This is a genomic window from Novosphingobium sp. (assembly GCF_036733805.1).
Taxonomy (GTDB): Bacteria; Pseudomonadota; Alphaproteobacteria; order Sphingomonadales; family Sphingomonadaceae; genus Novosphingobium.
In genome coordinates, this window is record NZ_DAIMZT010000001.1 from 15,959 (window position 1) to 35,557 (window position 19,599).

15 protein-coding genes are annotated in these 19,599 nt (G+C 60.9%); 4 read left to right on the forward strand and 11 right to left on the reverse strand.

From position 1 onward, the window contains the following. The first annotated feature begins 4 nt into the window (after positions 1-4). Positions 5-2,203 carry a TonB-dependent receptor gene (locus V7D69_RS00080; protein ID WP_333604759.1) on the forward strand — a complete coding sequence of 733 codons (2,199 nt, stop codon included), beginning with the start codon at positions 5-7 and terminating at the stop codon, positions 2,201-2,203. A 105-nt stretch (positions 2,204-2,308) separates the two neighbouring features. Here the strand turns inward: V7D69_RS00080 and V7D69_RS00085 are convergent, their stop codons facing one another. Beyond that, positions 2,309-3,361, reverse strand: a complete 1,053-nt coding sequence (locus V7D69_RS00085; RefSeq protein ID WP_324062531.1) for a phenylacetaldoxime dehydratase family protein — start codon at positions 3,359-3,361, stop codon at positions 2,309-2,311. A 23-nt stretch (positions 3,362-3,384) separates the two neighbouring features. Next, positions 3,385-4,434 (reverse strand): carbon-nitrogen hydrolase family protein, encoded by a 1,050-nt coding sequence (locus V7D69_RS00090; protein WP_324062533.1) that lies wholly within the window; start codon positions 4,432-4,434, stop codon positions 3,385-3,387. Between the two features lie 355 nt (positions 4,435-4,789). Here V7D69_RS00090 and V7D69_RS00095 point away from each other — a divergent pair, with 355 nt between their 5' ends. Both V7D69_RS00095 and V7D69_RS00100 read left to right on the forward strand, forming a co-directional pair. Further along, entirely contained in the window at positions 4,790-7,171 is a 2,382-nt protein-coding gene (locus V7D69_RS00095; RefSeq protein ID WP_324062534.1) for a TonB-dependent receptor, read from the forward strand. A gap of 95 nt (positions 7,172-7,266) precedes the next feature. Continuing rightward, complete coding sequence (locus V7D69_RS00100; protein WP_333604760.1) at positions 7,267-8,529, forward strand: MFS transporter; 1,263 nt, start codon at positions 7,267-7,269, stop codon at positions 8,527-8,529. A gap of 35 nt (positions 8,530-8,564) precedes the next feature. Here V7D69_RS00100 and hpaH read toward each other — a convergent pair whose 3' ends face one another. From hpaH to hpaE, 8 genes are read right to left on the reverse strand one after another with little or no spacing between them, the layout of a single operon-like run. Next, positions 8,565-9,371 carry a 2-oxo-hept-4-ene-1,7-dioate hydratase gene (gene hpaH, locus V7D69_RS00105; RefSeq protein WP_324062538.1) on the reverse strand — a complete coding sequence of 269 codons (807 nt, stop codon included), beginning with the start codon at positions 9,369-9,371 and terminating at the stop codon, positions 8,565-8,567. Continuing rightward, complete coding sequence (locus V7D69_RS00110; RefSeq protein WP_333604761.1) at positions 9,371-9,760, reverse strand: 5-carboxymethyl-2-hydroxymuconate isomerase; 390 nt, start codon at positions 9,758-9,760, stop codon at positions 9,371-9,373. Before V7D69_RS00110 ends, hpaH begins: the two co-directional genes overlap by 1 nt. Further along, a complete protein-coding gene (locus V7D69_RS00115; protein ID WP_324062541.1) occupies positions 9,760-10,578 on the reverse strand; it encodes an extradiol ring-cleavage dioxygenase in 819 nt (272 codons plus the stop codon). The genes V7D69_RS00110 and V7D69_RS00115 overlap by 1 nt, the downstream gene beginning before the upstream one ends. Next, positions 10,575-10,901 (reverse strand): aromatic ring-opening dioxygenase subunit LigA, encoded by a 327-nt coding sequence (locus V7D69_RS00120; RefSeq protein ID WP_324062543.1) that lies wholly within the window; start codon positions 10,899-10,901, stop codon positions 10,575-10,577. The genes V7D69_RS00115 and V7D69_RS00120 overlap by 4 nt, the downstream gene beginning before the upstream one ends. Then, complete coding sequence (locus V7D69_RS00125; protein ID WP_324062544.1) at positions 10,898-11,650, reverse strand: fumarylacetoacetate hydrolase family protein; 753 nt, start codon at positions 11,648-11,650, stop codon at positions 10,898-10,900. The genes V7D69_RS00120 and V7D69_RS00125 overlap by 4 nt, the downstream gene beginning before the upstream one ends. Then, positions 11,647-12,267, reverse strand: coding sequence for a fumarylacetoacetate hydrolase family protein (locus V7D69_RS00130; protein ID WP_324062546.1), 621 nt, complete (start codon positions 12,265-12,267; stop codon positions 11,647-11,649). The genes V7D69_RS00125 and V7D69_RS00130 overlap by 4 nt, the downstream gene beginning before the upstream one ends. Positions 12,268-12,310: 43 nt before the next feature. Next, complete coding sequence (locus V7D69_RS00135; RefSeq protein ID WP_333604762.1) at positions 12,311-13,747, reverse strand: NAD-dependent succinate-semialdehyde dehydrogenase; 1,437 nt, start codon at positions 13,745-13,747, stop codon at positions 12,311-12,313. Between the two features lie 5 nt (positions 13,748-13,752). Continuing rightward, positions 13,753-15,252 (reverse strand): 5-carboxymethyl-2-hydroxymuconate semialdehyde dehydrogenase, encoded by a 1,500-nt coding sequence (gene hpaE, locus V7D69_RS00140; protein ID WP_324062550.1) that lies wholly within the window; start codon positions 15,250-15,252, stop codon positions 13,753-13,755. A gap of 300 nt (positions 15,253-15,552) precedes the next feature. Here hpaE and V7D69_RS00145 point away from each other — a divergent pair, with 300 nt between their 5' ends. Then, positions 15,553-17,823, forward strand: coding sequence for a TonB-dependent receptor (locus V7D69_RS00145; protein WP_324062552.1), 2,271 nt, complete (start codon positions 15,553-15,555; stop codon positions 17,821-17,823). Positions 17,824-18,123: 300 nt separating this feature from the next. On the opposite strand, the gene V7D69_RS00150 is transcribed toward V7D69_RS00145, so the two are convergent. Continuing rightward, entirely contained in the window at positions 18,124-19,383 is a 1,260-nt protein-coding gene (locus tag V7D69_RS00150) for a Rieske 2Fe-2S domain-containing protein (protein ID WP_324062554.1), read from the reverse strand. Positions 19,384-19,599 lie beyond the last annotated feature (216 nt).

Genomic DNA, 19,599 nt, shown 5'->3' on the forward strand with positions numbered 1-19,599 from the left:
GATAATGGGGTCTATATCGGCAAGCCGCCTCGCGCGGCTTTCATTGGAGGCGGCGCTTGCGTGTATCCCGGCGACGGCGTGGGGGCAGGACGCGCTTCCAAAGGACAGTAGCGCGAAGCAGGAAGCAACGCCTGAGGAAATCATCGTCACAGCCCTGAAGCGTGACATGTCGCTTCAGCAAGTGCCGACCACCGTTTCGGTCATCGGCGGTTCCGCGTTGCAAGCGGCCAACGTCACATCGGTAGAGCAACTGACGACGGCGGTGCCCGGCGTCCGCATTCAGAACGCGCCGGCCGGCCTTGTTAATCCGACAATGCGGGGCCTTGGCTCAAGCCCGTCCAACAACAGCTTCGAGCAGACGATCGGGTTGTTCGCAGACGGCATCTTCCTTGGCCATCCACGCGATTATTCGGCCGCCTTGTTCGATGTCGACAGGATCGAAATCCTCAAAGGCACCCAGGCCGCCGTGCTCGGCAAGAACACCAGCGTCGGCGCTATCAGCCTTGTGACCAAGAAGCCAAAGGACGTATTCGGGTTCGAAGGCAGTTATACGCACGAGTTCTTTCAGGGCAGCGATATACTGGACGGCGCCGTCAACGTTCCTCTGAACAAGACCCTGGCGCTGCGCGTCGCCGGTCAGTTGACGCGGATCGGCGGCTGGATAGACAATCGCCTCACGGGGCGTGACGAACCGAGCACGAAAACCAATGCCATTCGCGCCACCCTGGCCTGGACACCGGCCGACAACCTGAAATGGACCGTGTCGGGTCAATACTCGGATTACAAGTTGACCGGACAGCCCTTCTACGCTGCGGTTGACCAGCTCGGCCGGTTGGCGGCGACCTCCGCTCTTTACGGCGACCCGAATTTCGTGGCCGCAACCAGTGACCGGACGCATGCGACGGGCAGGGCGGGCAATCGGGGGTTGGGCATCGACAACGACGGCCAGCGCTACGTGTCGACGCTCGAACTGGGTCTTGGCGATTACACGGTGACGGCGCTGACCGGTTATTCGAAATACAAGGATTTCCAGATGGTCAGCCTCACGGGAACCGTCAACAATCCGGGGCTGAGGAGTGGCAACGAATCCGATCATGCCTTTTCGCAGGAACTGCGCATCGCGTCGCCTGATCGAGGGGCGTTCAGCTGGCTTGCTGGCGGCTATTACTACAACGACAAGTGGAACTTCGACGATACCTTCGACGTCATCCGCATGGCGGGAACACCGGTTACCGGTGCGTTCCGGACATATTATCGGCAGAAGACCGAGACTCTTTCCCTTTTCGGACAGGGCACCTTGCGGCCGATCGATCACCTTACCATCGTAGGCGGCCTTCGGTACGATCATGCGGACAAGTCGGGATCGTACCGGCGCGACATCCTGCGTCCGGGCTTGCTAACCACCGTGCTCTTCACACCGTTCGCGCCCGCGACCTTGCGCCGTAAGGAGGAGTTCGTGGATTGGTCGGCAAGTGTCCAGTACGAGGTCATGAACCGGACCATGCTTTACGCGAGCTACGCCACGGGTTCGAAAGGCGGCGGTTTCCAGACCGATCCGACCGTGCTCTCCGCTGCGGAGTTCAAGGATGAACATGCAAAGACCATCGAAGTCGGCGCCAAGATCGGCTTCGCGCCGGGAAGCCATCTCAATCTTGCGTTCTACAACACCGATGTAAACGATTATCAGATCGCGTTCTTCACGGGCACAAGCTTTATCGTGCGCAATGATGACATCCGTTCGCGCGGCGTGGAGGCGGAACTCGCCTGGGCCATCACGGATGGTCTGTCGCTCTCAGGCAATGTCACCTATGCAGACGCCAAGAAGACCAAGGCGGTCGCCGGCGCGATCCCCGGCTTGGTTTTCGCCCCGAAGTGGAGCGGCGTGGGCAAGTTGTCGTATCAATCCCACGAGCGCCAGGGTCTTCGGTTCATCGGCGATGCGATCGTAGAGTTCCGTAGCAAGGAAGCGTTGAACGATGCGGCGAGCTTCGTCATTCCCGCATCGCCGGGCTACGCGAAGCTGAACCTCAGGCTGGGCGTGCGAAACGACGATCTTGGGGTCGAGCTGGCGCTTATCGGCAAGAACCTTACGGGCAAACGCGTGGTAAACTATGCGTTCCCGGCGTTCCTGCAGACGGGTGGCGCGCTGGTGGCGACCGACCCGCCACGCACCGTTGGCCTGCAACTGTCGATCAAGCGCTGAAATCAATCGCCCGCCCGGATCCAGAATGATCCGGGCGGGCGGTGTTCCGGCGACGTGATCCAGGAGGTTTCCCGAACGCCGCGCCGGGTTGGGAGATCGACCAGGTCAGGCGGCAAGGGCCGCCATCAGGCCGGTCTTGTCATGGCAACCGATATATTCAAGCTGCTGTTGATCCGACTTGACGACGCAGACCTCGTGGAAAAGGCGAAGGTCGAACTGGCCTTGGAGGGTTCTGGCGATGTCCATGAAGCCGTCGAAGATGGCAATATGGGTGGGATGATGCTCTGCCCAGGCTTCCATGTCTTCCAGCGACCGCCAATAGCCAAGGCCGAACGCCCGGTCGATCGGCTGCCCTGATGCATCGAGATTGTACATGAGGCGGTTGGCGTAGCAGCCGATTTCCAGCCCTCGAGTGCTCAGGAAGTCCATGCCTGCTCGCAGGGTAGGCGCCATTTTCGAAAGATAGAGTTCCCGTTCCGTGCCGGTCGTCTTCGACCAGTCCTGGCCCGAGCGGATGACGGCGATATTGTCGTGGCCGACAAGGCGGATGCGCGCGGGGCTCGGGCCAGGGCGGGTCAAGACTTCTCCGCTCGCGGGCAGTGGATCGACCTGGGATATGGGCATACGATCCCGCATTCCGCCCCAATAGGCATGTTCTTGCACGTCGCTGTCGCTGTGCCTGCCCAGGGCCGAGCCCGCGCCCACGAGATAATCGGGGGCATTGAACAGTGTTTCCATGTGCGTGACGCGCGGGCTGAACACCTCGCGGAACACGCCGACGCTGTCGCTTTCCCGGTCGAGGGAACGCCACCAACCTTCGACCACCGGATCTTCGGCGAATTGGCGGTACGCATCGAGATCGGTCCAGTAGACGATGTGAATCTGGTTCTCATAGCCCTGTGGGTCGAGATAGCGCGCCCGCTCCAGCGGGCTTACGCCACGGGCATTTTTCAACTGGTCGGCGATCGCGGCGCATGCTTCACCGGCTCGGGCTTCCTCACCGGCGCGCCATTGTACGCCGTAATAGGCCATCACTACCTGCTCAAGGGCAGTGTCGCCGCGCGCCGTCCATGCCGGAACGGGCGGCTGGTAATCGTCCGCGCAACGCCTCGCGCGCGTGCGCGGGCAGCGGAGGTGGGGAGGGATAGCGGATTCCATGGCGGATATGTCCTGTCAGATATTCAGAGAATGACGGGGCCGGGGGCCTCGGGCTCGACCGCCAACTCGTCGACGCAGTCCTGCGCGAAGACGGCGCTGTAGTCGCGAGGCGAAGCGCCGCCATCCAGCCGCTCGACGCAAGTCGAGGGCGCGGCGTTGAAGAGCAGGCGCGCGACGTCCGGCCGCGAATAGTGGCCCGCTGGGTCCGCAGCGGCTTTCGCGAAGGGGATCATCCCAAGGTCGATGTCTGCATAGACCAGGCCCTCTTCGGTGGGCGCCAGTCGTTCCGACAGCAGCTTGCCGTCGGGGCCATAGATTACCGTGTAACCGCCGCCGAGCGGCAGCAGCGCGCGCTTGGCATCTGTGTCGCACATCATCTCGACGATTTCCGGTGTCACCACAGCGGTGGGGGCTACCACGAAGCATTGGCCTTCCGCGGCATAGACCTGGCTTACCGCGTTGTTGAGCTCAGGCCCGAGCGCGTAAGCCGTGCCCTGGTAGAGCGAAAAGCTGGGCCACGCCGCGACATGGATCTGCTCATTCTGCGCATACATGGCGTACTTGGTCAGCGGATTGAGATGTTCCCAACAGCAAAGCGCGCCCACCCGGCCAAGCGGGGTCGCGTGCACCCGAATGTCGCTGCCGTCGCCTTCGCCGAAAATCGTCCGCTCCACGTGCGTCGCCTTCAGCTTGCGCCGGGCGTGCACGATCCGGCCGCTGTCGTCGATCAGCAATTGGGCGATATAGAGGCTGCCGGCGCAACGCTCACTGTATCCCAGGACCACCCAGATGTCGTTCGCGGCGGCCGCGGCGGCGATCCGCTGCGCTTCGGGCCCGTTCGCCGTCATGGAATTTTCGAAGTAACGGCCGACGAACTGCATGCCCCATGCCGGCGAGTCGAGCCATGCCCAGAACGGATAACCGGGCAACCAGCATTCCGGAAACGCAATCAGCTTGGCTCCGGCGGCCGCGGCTTCTTCGATCAGGGCGATGGTTTTTTCCACGCCCTTCTCAAGGTTGAGGAATGCCGGCGCCGCTTGTACCGCCGCCACCTTGGTCACGTTCTGCGACATATCGCATCACCTCCAATTTATGATTTGACGCGCCACGCGCCATTACGCGATCGCTTATCCGTCCACCTTCGGCGGCCGTCTTTGCATCAGGGGCACTACTGTTTGCTTCGGGCGGCACAACGGCACGGCGAAATCGAGACCTGCAAACGCGCGGATGGTTCGGTCCGAGGCGCGGGTTTCCTCAGGTCTTGCTGAGTTGCCTATCATTATCGGGCTGGGCAGATGTACCGTGCCGCTGTGAGCAACATCAAGCTCCGCGTTGAACAAGACCCTTTTTGCAATCCAACTAAACCAGTGATGGGTACTTCGGCTTGGCATTGCCGCTCGAAGACTATTCAGGGAAAAGGTTAAGGACATGATTGTAAACAGGGAATTCAAGCTGCGCCATCTTTCGGTGGCGTGTGTGGGAACGCTGCCGGCGCTTTTGCTATGCTCGACGGCGGCGATCGCGCAGGATGCGGGCGGCACCGCGACCGCTCAGAGCGGCGGCGGCCTGGAAGAGATCGTCGTCACCGCGCAGAAGCGGACCGAAAATCTCCAGGATACGCCGATCGCCATCACCGCAGTGACCGGCGCGATGCTGGAGGCGAAGGGGCGCGGCGATATCGCCGAACTTGGCCAGATGACGCCTAACCTCGTCTTCAACACCACGTCACCGGTCAGCGGCGCCTCTTCGGGCGCCGTCGTGTTCATTCGGGGCATCGGCCAGACGGACTTTCAGCTGACCACCGATCCCGGCGTGGGCACTTATATTGACGGCGTTTATGTCGCTCGGTCGATCGGCGGGGTGATGGATGTCCTTGACCTTGAGCGCGTGGAAGTGCTGCGCGGCCCGCAGGGAACGCTTTTCGGTCGCAACACGATCGGCGGCGCGATCAGCCTGGTTACGCGCGATCCGGGCAAGACTTTCCAGGGCAGCGCCGCCGTCACCGGTGGTTCCGATGACCGCGCCGACCTGCGCCTCTCCGTGAGCGGACCGGTTACGGACAATCTGCGGGTGGGGCTGGTCGCCTCGTCGAAGAACCGCGACGGCTATATTCATGGCCTGCTTGACAACCGCGACCTCGGCAACGTCAATCGCGATTCCGCCCGCGCCACGGTCCTGTTCGAACCGTCCAATACGTTCTCGGCCCGTCTTACGGTCGACGGCACGCGCATTCGCGAACAGAACGCTGCCAGCAAGCTGGTTGGCATCACCCTGACCGCCCCTGGAGCGACCACTCGGACCGATCTGATCTACAACCGGAAAACCGGCAAGGTGGATACCGAAATCGTTCCCATTCCGCCGGGCAGTCCGTCCCTTGCGTTCCTGTACAACCTGGTCGATGCGCCTTTGCTGGGTACTCAGCCATATGATGGGCGCTGGATCACGCCGGACCTTAATTCGACTTATGCCACGGGTCCGAACGGCACGGAACTCAACATCTGGGGCACCGCGCTGACGCTGGAGAAGAAGCTGCCGTTTGATGCGGCGATCAAGTCGATCACGGCCTATCGCTCCACTGACGGTGCTTTCCACCGCGATCCCGATGGCTCACCGCTCAAGGTGACCGAGAACGACAACTTTAACTACAAGCAAAAGCAGTTCAGCCAGGAGCTGCAACTGACCGGAGAAGCCATCGGCCGGCGGTTGAAGTATGTCGGCGGCCTTTATTATTTCCGTGAAACCGGCAACGACTTCCTGAATGTCACCCTGCCGCTCGCGTTCGGCAGCCTCACCAACTATACGTTCGTCAAGAACAAGAGCTACGCCGCTTACGGCCAGCTCAACTTCGAGGTTACCAACACGCTGCGGGTAACCGGCGGCGTCCGTTATACCAAGGACAAGAAGGAATATCGGGTTCCGGCTGGCACCGGCGGCGTAGACAACGGCCTGCTGGGGCTGTTCGGACCGACCGGCACCTTCACGCCCTTCATTCCGGCGGGCACTTACGACAAGTCCTTCACCAACACTTCCTTCAAGGCGGGCGTCGACTGGAAGCCGAGCAACGATACGCTGTTCTATTTAAGCTATTCCGAAGGCTTCAAGAGCGGGGGGTTCAATACCCGGTATCTGATCCCGGTGCCCGCGGTCATTACATATGACCCTGAGCTGCTGACCACTTACGAGGGCGGCGTGAAATGGGAAGGCTTTGACCGTCACCTTCGCGTCAATGCGTCGGTGTTCCACTCGAACTATCGCAACATTCAGCTCACCGTTTATGAGCAGGGAGCGCCGATTACGCGTAATGGCGGCTCCGCGCACATCAACGGTGCCGAACTGGAAGTGAGCGCGGTTCCGTTCGAGCGGTTGACGATCTCCGGCGGGCTTGGGTATCTCGATGCAAAGTACACGGATGTGCCCACGCCGATCGCGACCCTGCCGCTGGATCAGCAGATCACGAGCGACAAGGAACTGGCCAAAACGCCGAAATGGACGCTTAACGGCCGCATCGAATATCGTGCGCCGGTGTCGGAGCGTGGCGAAGTGCGGTTGTCCGCCGACGCCATGTATTCGAGCCATGTCTGGAACGATGCGATCAACTCCAAATATCTGTTCCAGCCGGCCTATGCGCTGGTGAACGCATCGATCGGATATTCATTCAACGACGGCCAATGGAGCGTGACCGCCTTCGTTGACAATCTGACCGACCACCGCATCATCGAAAGCGGCGATTCGAACTATTCGATCGGCTTCCATGAAGCGAACTTCAATCGCCCGCGCCAGTACGGGGTCACCGTCGGCACGAGGTTCTAAGAGAAAACGAATGGCTATGGATGCCGGAGCAGGTGCTTCAGCCCGCTTCGGCATCCGTGGTTCCCTCAGGGGCGTCGCGGGAAGGAAATCGGACAATGCACGGAGTTAGCACGGAAGTGGGCGCCACAGAGGGTGGCCGTAGTTGGCTGCTAGTGACCATTCTTTGCCTGAGCTTCGGGATCGTTTTCTTCGACCGCAATTCGCTGAACTTCCTGATGCCTTTCGTCGGAAAGGAACTGCGGCTGGACAATGTGCAGATCGGCCTGCTTTCGGCCGTCCTGTCACTGACCTGGGCCGTGTCCGGTTTTTTCGTCAGCGTTGCGTCCGACAAGGCGGATTCGCGCAAGCCGCTGCTAATCGCCGCTATTATCTGTTTCTCGCTATGTTCGGTGCTGTCGGGCTTTGCCGTGTCCTTTCTTACCCTGATCGGCGCCCGGTTCCTGATGGGTGTGGCCGAAGGACCGATCCTGCCGCTCTCGCAATCGCTGGTGGCATCCGGCGTGCCGGCAAAGAGCCGGGGTCTGGCGATGGGCCTCGTGCAAAGCTTCGGTTCGAACCTTCTAGGTTCGTTCGTGGCGCCGATTGTCCTGGTCGCCATTGCAAGTGCGCTCGGCTGGCGCAGCGCGTTCTGGCTTTCCGGTGTTCCCGGCATTGTCTGCGCCGTGCTCGTCTGGCGCTTCGTGGAAGATCACAGTCAAGGACGATCCAAGGGCGCGGACCGCAAGAAGCTGGGACTGATAGAAGCGTTCGGATATAGAAATATCGCTATATGCTCAGTGCTTTCGACGCTGATAGTGGGCTATCTCGCCATTACGTACACTTTCCTGCCCGTCTATCTGACTCAAGTGGCCGGTTATAGCGCCGGCCAGATGAGCTGGCTGATGTCCACCCTCGGACTGGCTGCGGCAACCGGCGCGTTCGTGGTGCCCGCGATCAGCGATCGGGTGGGGCGCAAGCCGGTGATGGTCGTGGTTCCGTTGATGGGTTGCCTGCTGCCGCTGGCGGCGCTGGCGGCTCCACCTTCCGCATGGACGCTTGCTGGGTTCCTCTTTGCAGGGTGGATGATTATCGCCAGCTTGTCGCTGGTGATGGCCACGATCCCGTCCGAAACCGTCTCGCCCGTGTACATGGCGACCGCCCTCGCTATCGTCATGGGCGTCGGCGAGATCTGTGGCGGAGTGGGGGGGCCGATCGTCGCCGGGGTTGTCGCTGATGTTTTCGGGCTGGCGGGCGCGATGTGGATACTCGTTGGACTGGCGGCTGTCAGCGGATTGGTCGCGTTGTCTTTGATTGAGACCGCGCCGTTTCGAACCTCTACCCCGCTTTATACCGCCGTGCCCTGTTCGGTTCACGAATAAGCCGTGGCGCTATAAACGCGGGCTGCTGCCTCGCTTCAAACGAAGCGAACGGAAATCGATCCCATCGGGCCGTAATCGACGTGGAAACTGTCGCCGGCGCGCGCAAATACCGGCGCTGTGAAGCTGCCTCCCAGTATGATCTGCCCCGGTTCCAGTATTTCGCCGTGCGGCGCGACCTTGTTGGCGAGCCAGGCGGGGCCGTTGGCCGGGTGATTGAGCACTGCGGCTGCTACGCCCGATTCTTCGATAACGCCATTGCGATAGAGAAGCGCGGAAACCCACCTCAGGTCCACGGCATCGACTTTCATCGGCCTTCCACCCAACACGATGCCGGCATTGGCCGCATTGTCACTGATTGTGTCGAACACCTTGCGGGTCACGCCGCTCGCCTTGTCGATGCGCTCGATGCGCGCGTCGATGATCTCTATGGCCGGTGTGACATAGTCCGTGGCGTTCAGAACATCATACAAGGTGCAGCCCGGTCCTTTGAGCTGGCGCTTGAGAATGAATGCCAGCTCCACCTCGACGCGCGGCTCGATGAAACGGTCCACCGGAATATCCTGGCCGTCCAGGAAAAGCATGTCGTCCAGCAAGGTGCCGAAGTCCGGCTCGTTCACATTGGAAGAGCGCTGCATGGCCCGGCTTGTCAGCCCGATCTTGTGGCCGATGATCCGCCGTCCGCCGTCCAGCTTTTTCTTCACCCAGGCACGGCTTACGGCGTAACCGTCGTCCAGCGTCATGGTCGGATGTTCGAGGGAAAATTGGCCGATCTGCTGCCTGCTTCTTTCCGCCTGGTCCAGGCGTTCGGCCAGCTCGTTTACGATATCCTGCGTCAGCGCCATCAGCCGCTTTTCCCTAATCTCTGGTGAATGGTGTTGCGCTTCCAGCCCTCCGCTTCTTCCACATAAAGCGAAAGCGCCGTCGGGCGGCGGTCGAAAAGATCGCCCAGAAAGATGCAAACCGCCCCGAAAAGCTGGTCGAAAAACGCCTTGCGGAAGGCTTCCGAACGACCGACGCCCATTTTCACGTCGATATTGATGAACCCGTCCCGCGGCTCCTTGCCGTCAGCGATGACGTAATCGGTATGGCGAATGGCGCGCACCCGGACACCGCCGATAGGGAATATCCCCTCGGACCGATCGCGCATCTCTGCGGCGATCAGTTGCAACAAGCCGGGAAGGTCAAATTCTCCCTCCAAATTGGCGGTCCATTCCACGATGACATGGGCCATCAGGTGATCTCCATCGTCGCGATTGTGCAGCCGACGGCGAAAATCGGAATCGGCTCGTAGAAATGGACTCGACCTTTCCCGCCTGCGGCGGCTGCAGCCGCAATGAAAGTACGAATTTCAAAGCCGCCCTGTCCGGCATCCGCGTAAGTCGCTTCGTCGGTGTAATCGAGCAGGCGTTCCCGGTCGTTGGCAGTCCATCGGTCCAGAAAGTCGCGATCCCACTTCTCGTTGATCCGGCCGCTGTCAGGCGTGGCTGGCCAATGGGAAATTCCGCCGGTTGCGACCAGCGCGATGCGCTGAGGCACTGCGTCTGCCGCGCGGCGGATCGCCTCGCCGAATGTCCAGGCGCGGTGAAGCGGCGTTAGCGGAGGGCCTTGGCAATTGATATTGGCGGGTATGATCGTCAATTCATTGGCCGGGTCCAGGAAATGCAGCGGCACCATGATGCCGTGGTCGAACTGCCATTCCTCGCAATAAGCGACATCGACTGTCTTCAGCATTTCCGCCACGAGACGGCGGGACAGGTCTGGATCGCCCTTTGCTTCGCGTTTGGGAATGCGCAGCCAGTCGGGGTCCTCGATGGGGCCGGTGTATTGATCGCTCATGCCGATGGCATAGGCAGGCATGTTGTTCATGAAGAAATTGGCGAAATGCTCCGCCGCGACCACGATCAGGGCATCCGGCTTTGATGCGTGCAGCGCGTTGCGCATCCCTTCGAAAGCATCATACAGGCCGTCGCGAAGCGGCCTGGGCGCGCGGTCATCGCGCCCGGTTATGCCTGGCGCATGGCTGCAAATTCCCGTGAATACCAAGCTCATGCTCCGGCCACCTTCTCGTCAATACCGGTTGTCATCGCATAAATGCCGGCGCGGACCGGACCGTATTTCGCCACTCCGTCGCGCATGCGCTGGAGATAATCCGACCATTCGATCTCGCATAGAGCGGCGAAATGCATCAGGATCTGGCCATTGACGCCGAGCACATACAGCAACCCGATGTCGCGATCGAGCACCGCCGTTCGTTCCTCGTCCGTGAGCCGGTAGTCAGCGGTAAAGCCGGTGGCATCCGCCCGGAAACGCGCCTTGGCGCCGTCGTCGCGGTTAAGCGTGTAGAGAAGCTTTGAAAGGTGATAGAGGCTCATGACGCGACCAGGTGATTGACCAGGCGTCCGATACCCTCGATCTCGGTTTCCACAATGTCGCCTGCTGAGCAGAAGTGAACGCCGTGAGGTGTGCCCGTCAAGATCATGTCACCGGGCATCAGCGTGGTCACGCAGGACAAATAAGCGATCAAACCCGCGACATCCAGGATCATATCCGCCGTCGATCCGTGTTGCACCTCAACACCATTGACGCGGGTGCTCAGCGTCAATGCCTGTGGATCGGGAATGTCCGCCGCATCGACGATCCAGGGGCCCAGTGCGGTTGTGCCGTCGCGGTTCTTCACGCGGGCGTTGGGTCGGTAATAGTTCTCCAGATATTCGCGGATCGCATAATCGTTGGCCACGGTATAGCCATCCACGAAACTCAGCGCCTCATGCGCTGGAACATTCCGGGCGGGTCGGCCGATCACAGCCACAAGTTCACATTCGGGATGCATTTGGTCGGCGTCGGTCGGGCGCTCCGTGTCGCCGCTGTGGCCAACAAAGGCGTTGCCGCCTTTCATGAAGATCAGCGGTTTTTCCTGCTTCGCGGCAAAGCCCAGCTCGCGGTTGTGATCGGCATAATTGAGCCCCAATGCGTAAACCGCCGCGCCCGGAGTGATTGGAGGCAACCAATGCGCTTCGCGCGCAGAAATGACGCGCCCGCCCGGCAATCGCAACGCCTCCCCGTTCTCGATCGCTTCCGCCCAAAGTTCCCGCCCGCGAAAGGCGATACGCGCGCGCTTCATGGCTGCATCTCCTGGATTTCGCGACGCAGATCGGGCAAGCCCTTTGCCGCCACGTGCACCTCTTGCCCGGCGCGCAACATTGGCGCATCGCCGGGAAGACCGACCAGCAAGAGATCGCTGGCCCTCAAGGTCATAAACGCGCTCAGGTCCGCGATCAGCTTGCCTATCGGCCGCACGAGACGGTCCAGTCGCCAGCTGTGAACGAGCTGCTTATCGATATAAGTGCGAATCTCGTCGGGCGTGAACGGCGCGACAAATTCGCCGAGCGGCAGAAAGCCCGGTCCATTGAGCTGGGCGACCGCAGGCCGATAGTAATCCTTCTGCGGCAGCGCGAGGTCCAGCGCCAGACACACGGCGCCGACATGGCCCCAGCCATCGGCCTCGCTCACTCTGGCAGTGTCCCTTGCGAACAGCAGAGCGAGAGTCGGTGAAGCGACAAGCGTTGTTCCTTGCGCCAATCTTACCGGGCCGCCATCAGCGCAGACGCTGGGTTTCATATAAACCACGGGCGCTTGCGGCGGGGCTCCGTAAGGCTTGTCAGAAAAGGAGGATGCCAGCGCTTCGACCTGTTCGCGATCGTTCAGCGCAACCCCATAGATATTCCCGGCTTTGTTCATGCGATTTGCTCTATTCTGCCCGGTCGGTGCCGTTCGTTCCGTATCATATTTCCATGCACACCATCTTGAGTTCGAGATAGTCCTCGAGACCATGGCGCGAACCTTCGCGGCCCAGTCCTGATGACTTTACGCCGCCGAAGGGTGCGACTTCGGTTGAGATCAGTCCGGTATTGACGCCCACCATTCCGGCCTCGATCGCTTCGGCGACGCGGACGATCCGCCCAATGTCTCGGGCATAGAAATAAGCGGCCAATCCGAAAGGCGTATCATTCGCCAACCGGATTACCTCCTCTTCGGTATCGAACCGGGTAATCGGGGCAAGGGGACCGAATGTCTCCTCCTGCGCTGCGATCATATCTTCGGTCACGCCTGCGATGACCGTCGGTTCGAAGAAACGGCCCCCCACGGCGGCAAGCTTGCCGCCCGAAACGAGCCTGGCCCCTTTTGCAAGCGCGTCTTCCAGATGCGATTTCACCTTCTGGACTGCCGCATCATCGATCAACGGTCCGACTTGTGCTCCGGGCGTATCGCCGGGCGCGACGGCAAGTGCGGACGCAGCCTTGCCGAATGCCTCAACGAAACGATCGTGAATGCCGCGTTGGACATAGAAACGGTTGGCGCAGACGCAGGTCTGGCCCGCGTTCCGGAACTTCGACTGGATGGCGCCCGCAACCGCCGCGTCCAGGTCCGCATCGTCGAAAACAATGAACGGCGCGTTGCCCCCCAATTCCAGGCTCAGTTTCTTGATCGTGGGCGCCGATTGCGCATAAAGCAGCGCGCCGACCTGCGTCGATCCCGTGAAGCTGATCTTGCGCACGGCGGCGCTGTCAGTCATCGTTTTGCCGATCGCTTGCGCATCACCTGTAACGATGTTGAGGACGCCTGGGGGCACACCGGCTTCCTGCGCGAGCGCACCCAGCGCCAGGGCCGTCATCGGCGTTTGTTCCGCGGGCTTCAGTATCATCGTGCAGCCGGCGGCAAGGGCGGGCGCCAACTTGCGGGTGACCATCGCGGCAGGAAAGTTCCAGGGCGTGATCGCGCCGACGACGCCGATCGGCTGTTTCAGAACGATCAGGCGACGGCCCGTGTCAGTGGCGGGTATCACCTCACCATAAGCGCGCTTGCCCTCTTCCGCGAACCATTGGACGAAGCTTGCGGCATAGCGGATCTCGCCTGCCGCTTCGGCCAGAGGTTTGCCCTGCTCGGCGGTAAGGATAGCGGCAAGCTCGTCTAGATGCTTGAGGATCAACCCGTGGAACCGGGCCAGGATCTCCGCCCGGTTTGCCGCTGTCCGCGCGCGCCATGCCGGCAATGCCCGCTCGGCGGCGTCGATCGCGGCCTGGGCATGGCCCGCGCCTAGGTTCGGCACGCGACCGACCACCCGATCATTGGCCGGATTGCGAACATCGATCATTTCCAGCCCGGTTACCCAAAGCCCTTCGATAAGGCACGCTTCGGGCCTGAGCGACCAGCTTTCCATGTCGTTCAGACGCCCAGCCGCATCGTCGAGTGCGTGCCGCGCGACAAAGCGATGTTCTTCGTCTCCATGTAGAAATCGAAGCTCCAGTCGCCGCCGTCGCGACCGATTCCGCTGGCCTTCGTACCCCCGAAGGGCGTCGGCAGATGCCGGACGTTTTCGCTGTTGACCCAGACCATGCCCACATCCAGCGCTTCGGAGACGCGCAGCACACGTTGGACGTCACGGCTCCAGACATAGCCGGCCAGCCCGTAATCCACGGCATTGGCCTTGGCGATCGCATCCGCCTCGTCCTCGAAAGGAACCGCGGTCAGGACGGGACCGAATATCTCTTCGCGCGCGATCCGCATGCCCTGTTCGGCATCGGCGAACAGTGTTGGCTGAAAGAAGTAGCCTTCGCTTCCCTCCACCGGCGCACCGCCAGCGGCGATCTGCGCGCCTTCGCTTCGCGCGATGTCGGTATAGCTGGAAACCTTGGCAAAATGGCGCGGGTGGATCAGCGGCCCAACCTCGGTCGCCGGATCGAAGGGATCGCCTACCTTGAGATTGCGCGCCCGCTCCGCGATCCGGTTGACAAAGGCGTCGTATATGTTGCGCTGGATCAGCACGCGCGAAGAAGACGTACAACGCTGGCCGTTCAGCGAATAAATCATGAAGACCACGGCGTCCAGCGCAGCCTCCAGATCCGCGTCGTCGAAAACGATGACGGGATTCTTGCCGCCCAGTTCGAAATGAACGCGCTTCAGAGTGGCTGCGCCCTGTCGCATGATGGCCGAACCGGTGGAGGAATCGCCGACGAAGGCGATTGCCTTGATGTCTGGATGTTCGGTCAGACGCCGACCGGTGGTTTCGCCCAGACCGTTCACTGAGTTGAAGACGCCCGCGGGCAATCCGGCCTCATGCGCAATCTCGACCAACAGGCGCGCCGAATACGGAGACCATTCCGCGGGCTTGTGGACGACCGTGCATCCTGCCGCGAGTGCTGGCGCGATTTTCCAGGTGGAAAGCATGAACGGCGTGTTCCACGGCGTAATCACCGCCACCGGACCGATTGCCTTACGCGTGGTGTAATTGAGGTGATCCATCGTCGGCAGCGCCAGACCGTCCGCCGCTCCCGGCGCGCGATCGGCGAAGAACCGGAAATTTTCCGCGCCCCGGAGGGCCGCCTTGGACATGAAGCGCCAGCACTGGCCGGCATCAAGGCATTCCACCGCGGCGATTTCCTCTGCCCGCTCAACGATCAGGTCGGCGACGCGGTTGAGGATCTTGCGGCGTTTCTCGGGCGCTGTGGCGGACCATGCCGGAAATGCAGCGGTTGCAGCCGCCACGGCCTGTTCCAGCTGGGCCTCGGTGGCGTCGTGCCCTTCGCCCAGAACCTGTCCGGTGGCGGGTTCAAGAATGGGGAAGACCTCCCCTTCGCCGGTGATGGCTTCTCCGTTGACGAAGTGGCCTAGCCCGCCTTTGCCGAGGCGTTCGATGGCTGTCATCGCCAGGATCCGTTTATCCATTGTCGTCGTACTCCGTTTCGACCCCTCATATTTAACATGATAATATAGGGCAAGGCCCTTTCGACGCGCCGTTCTGGAGCGCAGGCCGCATGCGGCCTGCCGACCGTGTTTCAGCTTCAATCGGCAAGGTTTGCGCCATAATTGTGGCGACACGTCGCAGTTCCGGCTTCTGTCCGGGTGCACCTGTGCGCGGCTGAATACACTTGACACGGGGAATGTCCGCTGTAGACCATAATGTTATACACACGTTAATTTTATTCTCGTGTGAAAATCGTGCAGGGTAAGAATGAGGGAAAAGGGATGATTTTACGCACTTTGCTGCTGGCGTCGGTTGCAGGCGTCGCGATCCCCCAGGTCGCACAGGCTCAGGAAATGGCTGGCGCCGCACAAGCGACATCTGCCGATGTGGACACCTCCGTGCCGGGCGACATCGTCGTCACGGCGCAGAAGCGGCAGGAGTCGATCAACAAGGTCGGGATGTCGATTACGGCTGCGACCGGCGATCAACTGGCCAAGCTGGGCGTGACCGACACCGCCCAACTGATGAAGATCATTCCCGGCTTCCGTTTCAACATGACGGCTTTCGGGTCGCCGGTCTATACTATCCGGGGCGTGGGCTATCAGGAGAGCAGTCTGGCGGCCGGGCCAGCGGTCAGCGTCTATGTCGATGAAGTGCCGCTGCCTTATTCGACGCAGACAATCGGTGCGGCGCTCGATCTGGAACGCGTGGAAGTCCTGAAGGGGCCGCAGGGCACATTGTTCGGCGGCAATTCCACCGGCGGCGCGGTCAATTATATCGCCGCTAAGCCGACAGACGAGTTCAAGGCCGGCGGTTCGGCCAGCTACAGCCGCTTCAACACTGTCGACCTTAACGGTTATGTCAGTGGACCGATCTCCGACACGCTAAGCGCCCGCGTCGCGGTGCACTCGCTGCGCTCAAACGACTGGCAGAAGAGCATCACTCGAAATGACACCAACGGTGAGCGTAACCAACTGTTCGGTCGTCTGCTGATTGACTGGAAGCCGGTGGACAGGCTGCGTGTTTCCTTGAACGTCAACGGTTGGCGCGATCACTCGGAATCCCAGGCGCCGCAAATCGTGGCCAAGCAGTCGGCGTTGGACGATCCCGCGCTCCTGGCTCCGGCGTTCGTGGCCGCGCCCTTCCCGGGTGCCGACGCCCGTGCGGCGGACTGGGATGCGGACAAATCCTATCGGAACAATAACCGCTTCTACCAAGCAGCCGGAAAGATCGAGTACGATCTTAGCGACGACATAACGCTCACTTCGATCACGTCTTACCAGCACTTCAAGCGTTATCAGCCGCTCGACGTGGATGGCACGGCGGCTGAGGCGTTCTACGTGCTGAACACCGGCGGCATTAAGAGCTTCTTCCAGGAACTTCGCCTCGCGGGCAAGCTCGGCAGCGGAGGGCACTGGTTGCTCGGCGCCAATTACCAGAAAGACAACATTCTGGATGACATGTTCATCCGGTTGAGCCAGGCCAGTCAGCGTTTTACCGCTCTTTCCAGCCGCAATCGCAACCGGCAGAAGGTGGAAACCAAGGCCGTCTATGCCAATGCCGATTATGAAATCGTTTCCGGGGTGAAGCTGAACGGCGGTATTCGTTATACTAAGGCGGACCGGAGCTTCGTTGGTTGCACTTTGGATTCCGGCGATGGCACTTTTGCGGCCTCGTTGGGCGGCCTGCCTGGACAATGCGTGAGCTTCCGCAGCGATGGAACACAGGGATTGATCGCCAGCGAATTGAACCAGGATAACGTCTCCTGGCGCGCGGGCATCGATTATGAGCCTGCCAATGGAACTTTGCTCTACGCGAACGTCAGCCGGGGATACAAGGCTGGCAGCTTCCCGCAGCTTACCATCATTCTTGCTCCCCAAGCGCGGCCGGTCACGCAGGAAAGCCTGCTGGCTTATGAAGCCGGCTTCAAGCTGTCGCTGCTGAATCGCACATTGCAATTGAACGGCGCTGCTTTCTATTACGATTACAGCAACAAGCAGGTTCGCGGCGCCACCTTTATCGCCCCGGTCGGTGTGCTGGAAACCTTGCTGAACATCCCGAAATCGCGGGTCGTCGGCTTCGAACTCAGCGCTAACTGGCAGCCTGTTGCGGGCCTGCGGCTTTCGCCCGCAGTGTCTTATGCGAACTCCAAGGTCACCAGGTCCTTCGTGAATTTCGCCGGAAACGACACGCTCGCCGATTACAAGGGGCAAGCCTTCCCGAATACGCCGAAATGGTCGGGAACCGTCGATGGCGAATATCGCTGGGGCCTCAACGGCAATCTGGACGCATTTGTCGGCTCGACGATCAGCTTCCAGTCCAAGACCACCGGCGCCTTCCTGCCCGCGCCGAACTTTAACATCAACGGCTATGCTCTGCTCGATCTGCGTGCCGGCGTGGCAACGGCGGACGGGCGCTGGAACGCCAGCATCTGGGGCCGCAATGTGACTGACAAATATTATTGGACTTCAGCTGTGCGAGGCTCCGACGCCGTAGTCCGCTATGCGGGCATGCCGGCCACCTACGGAATCACCGTCGGCTTCCAATACTGATATAAAGACGACTTTCCCGGCGCATCCGCGATATCGATGCGCCGGGAAAGCGTTATTCCAGCCACGCACCAACCAACCTGTTGGCAAGGCTTCCCCCGGTGATGCTGCAGCCTCGCGGGGGTCGAGTGTCCGGCTTAAGCCGCCGCACTATTGCACCACTGTTATAGATCTTTGGCTTCGGGTGACTGGCTTGACGGCTCTCCGGCCCGGCTTCGAGGGTCGGCAAAAAGCTTCGAGCGCCCGGCATTCGTTCTCCCTGCCGCCGGGCCCTCACACCGGCGGCAGGGAGATCTTCTTTCCTCAGGTCATTGAAGCATAGCCGGCGACGCATTCGCGCGTTTCCGGATCGAGCAGGGCATTTCCGGCGCGCACTTCGATGCGATAGGGCTTGTCGAAGCTGACGCCGATCGGGTCTTCGCCATTGGCGACCTTCGCGGCCTGCTGGCGGAAGAGGCGCCGCATCATGCCCATGCCGGCGTCGCCGACCAGCAGATGTTCCTCGCTGTGCAGGTTGATGTCGCCTTGCCCCTTTTGGGCGATATAATCGGTTTGCCAGTCCTGATGGTCTTCCAACGACCATTCAACGAGCGGGCGGCCGTGGCGGGGCCCCCAAGCCGGGCTCATCATTCCGACCTGGTCAAATGTGCCATAGCCGTTCTCGCCCTTGCGGACGCGGCCGAGATAGAACTGGGTGAAGTTCGTATCGTCGATCGGGACTGTCCAGCCGATGTTGGCGCGGCCAAGCTCATTGTCCGTGACGCCGGGGGTGAAGTTCATGTTCGGCAGCATGACCTGGCTGAGGCGCTGATGCAAAGCGCCGTCAGGAAGCTTGCGGTGTTGGATGCTGATGATGCCGTCGTTGACCTGTTTGTATTTCACCTCGGGCAGGATGCCCAGACTTTCCACGAATTGAACACCGTTGATGGTGTTATGCAGGATCACGACGTGGAACGGGTCCATGTAGTTGTCGAACATCTGCCACCAGTTGTAGTCGGTGCGGCCGGCAACCTTGGGATCGGGCCCGTTGGCGCCGAACGTGATGCGAAGCGAGATGAGCTCCTCGTCCTGCCCCAAGTCCTCCTCGATCGAAAAGACGGGAAAGACCGGCTGGCGTTCGGGTGGGCCCATGTAAGCGAATATCAAGCCGAACTTCTCGACGACCGGATACCACGGCTGGCGCAGCGTCTTGCGGATCGGATTGTTGGGTTCGCATGGTGTTTCCAGCAATTCGCCTTCCGGCCCGAAAAGCCACCCATGATAGCAGCAGCGGATGCCGTTCTCCTCCACCTTGCCGTATAGCAGGCTGGTGCCGCGATGCATGCAGCGCGGATAAAGCAGGCCCGCTTTCCCGCTGCCGTCGCGGAAAAGGATGAGGTCCTCCCCCAGGATCTTCAACAGGCGTGGGCGCGATGTGGCTTCCTGCGAAGTGGCCACCGGCTGCCAGTAGCGGCGAAGTAGCTCCCCGCCTTTCGTGCCAGGTCCGCACCTTGCCAAATCCTCATCCGCCTGGCCCGGAGTCCGGCCGTAGGCCCGCCCATCGGATGCCTTCGCTTCAGTCACACTCATCATTTTCCTCATTATCTTAAATTTAAGATATTATGTCATTGGACCGCCATTCGGACAATAGGCATCTGGCCGGTTCGTCGCTGGCGGCTCTGTCGATCCCGCGCAAGTCATGGATTGACATCGGCGCGCTTCTGCTGCCATCAATAATTAACATGTTATTGTTATTCGCCTGTCAAGCCGTTTTCGGCGGGGCAGGCGGATTGTCGACGC

What these genes read in the sequence shown, in the direction of transcription:
- V7D69_RS00120 (WP_324062543.1), bottom strand. Translation starts at nt 10,901, where the DNA reads ATGAGCCTCTATCACCTTTCAAAGCTTCTCTACACGCTTAACCGCGAC.
- V7D69_RS00085 (WP_324062531.1), bottom strand. Translation starts at nt 3,361, where the DNA reads ATGGAATCCGCTATCCCTCCCCACCTCCGCTGCCCGCGCACGCGCGCG.
- V7D69_RS00145 (WP_324062552.1), top strand. Translation starts at nt 15,553, where the DNA reads ATGATTTTACGCACTTTGCTGCTGGCGTCGGTTGCAGGCGTCGCGATC.
- V7D69_RS00080 (WP_333604759.1), top strand. Translation starts at nt 5, where the DNA reads ATGGGGTCTATATCGGCAAGCCGCCTCGCGCGGCTTTCATTGGAGGCG.
- hpaE (WP_324062550.1), bottom strand. Translation starts at nt 15,252, where the DNA reads ATGGATAAACGGATCCTGGCGATGACAGCCATCGAACGCCTCGGCAAA.
- V7D69_RS00110 (WP_333604761.1), bottom strand. Translation starts at nt 9,760, where the DNA reads ATGGCCCATGTCATCGTGGAATGGACCGCCAATTTGGAGGGAGAATTT.
- V7D69_RS00100 (WP_333604760.1), top strand. Translation starts at nt 7,267, where the DNA reads ATGCACGGAGTTAGCACGGAAGTGGGCGCCACAGAGGGTGGCCGTAGT.
- V7D69_RS00090 (WP_324062533.1), bottom strand. Translation starts at nt 4,434, where the DNA reads ATGTCGCAGAACGTGACCAAGGTGGCGGCGGTACAAGCGGCGCCGGCA.
- V7D69_RS00130 (WP_324062546.1), bottom strand. Translation starts at nt 12,267, where the DNA reads ATGAACAAAGCCGGGAATATCTATGGGGTTGCGCTGAACGATCGCGAA.
- V7D69_RS00135 (WP_333604762.1), bottom strand. Translation starts at nt 13,747, where the DNA reads ATGGAAAGCTGGTCGCTCAGGCCCGAAGCGTGCCTTATCGAAGGGCTT.
- V7D69_RS00095 (WP_324062534.1), top strand. Translation starts at nt 4,790, where the DNA reads ATGATTGTAAACAGGGAATTCAAGCTGCGCCATCTTTCGGTGGCGTGT.
- hpaH (WP_324062538.1), bottom strand. Translation starts at nt 9,371, where the DNA reads ATGGCGCTGACGCAGGATATCGTAAACGAGCTGGCCGAACGCCTGGAC.
- V7D69_RS00115 (WP_324062541.1), bottom strand. Translation starts at nt 10,578, where the DNA reads ATGAGCTTGGTATTCACGGGAATTTGCAGCCATGCGCCAGGCATAACC.
- V7D69_RS00125 (WP_324062544.1), bottom strand. Translation starts at nt 11,650, where the DNA reads ATGAAGCGCGCGCGTATCGCCTTTCGCGGGCGGGAACTTTGGGCGGAA.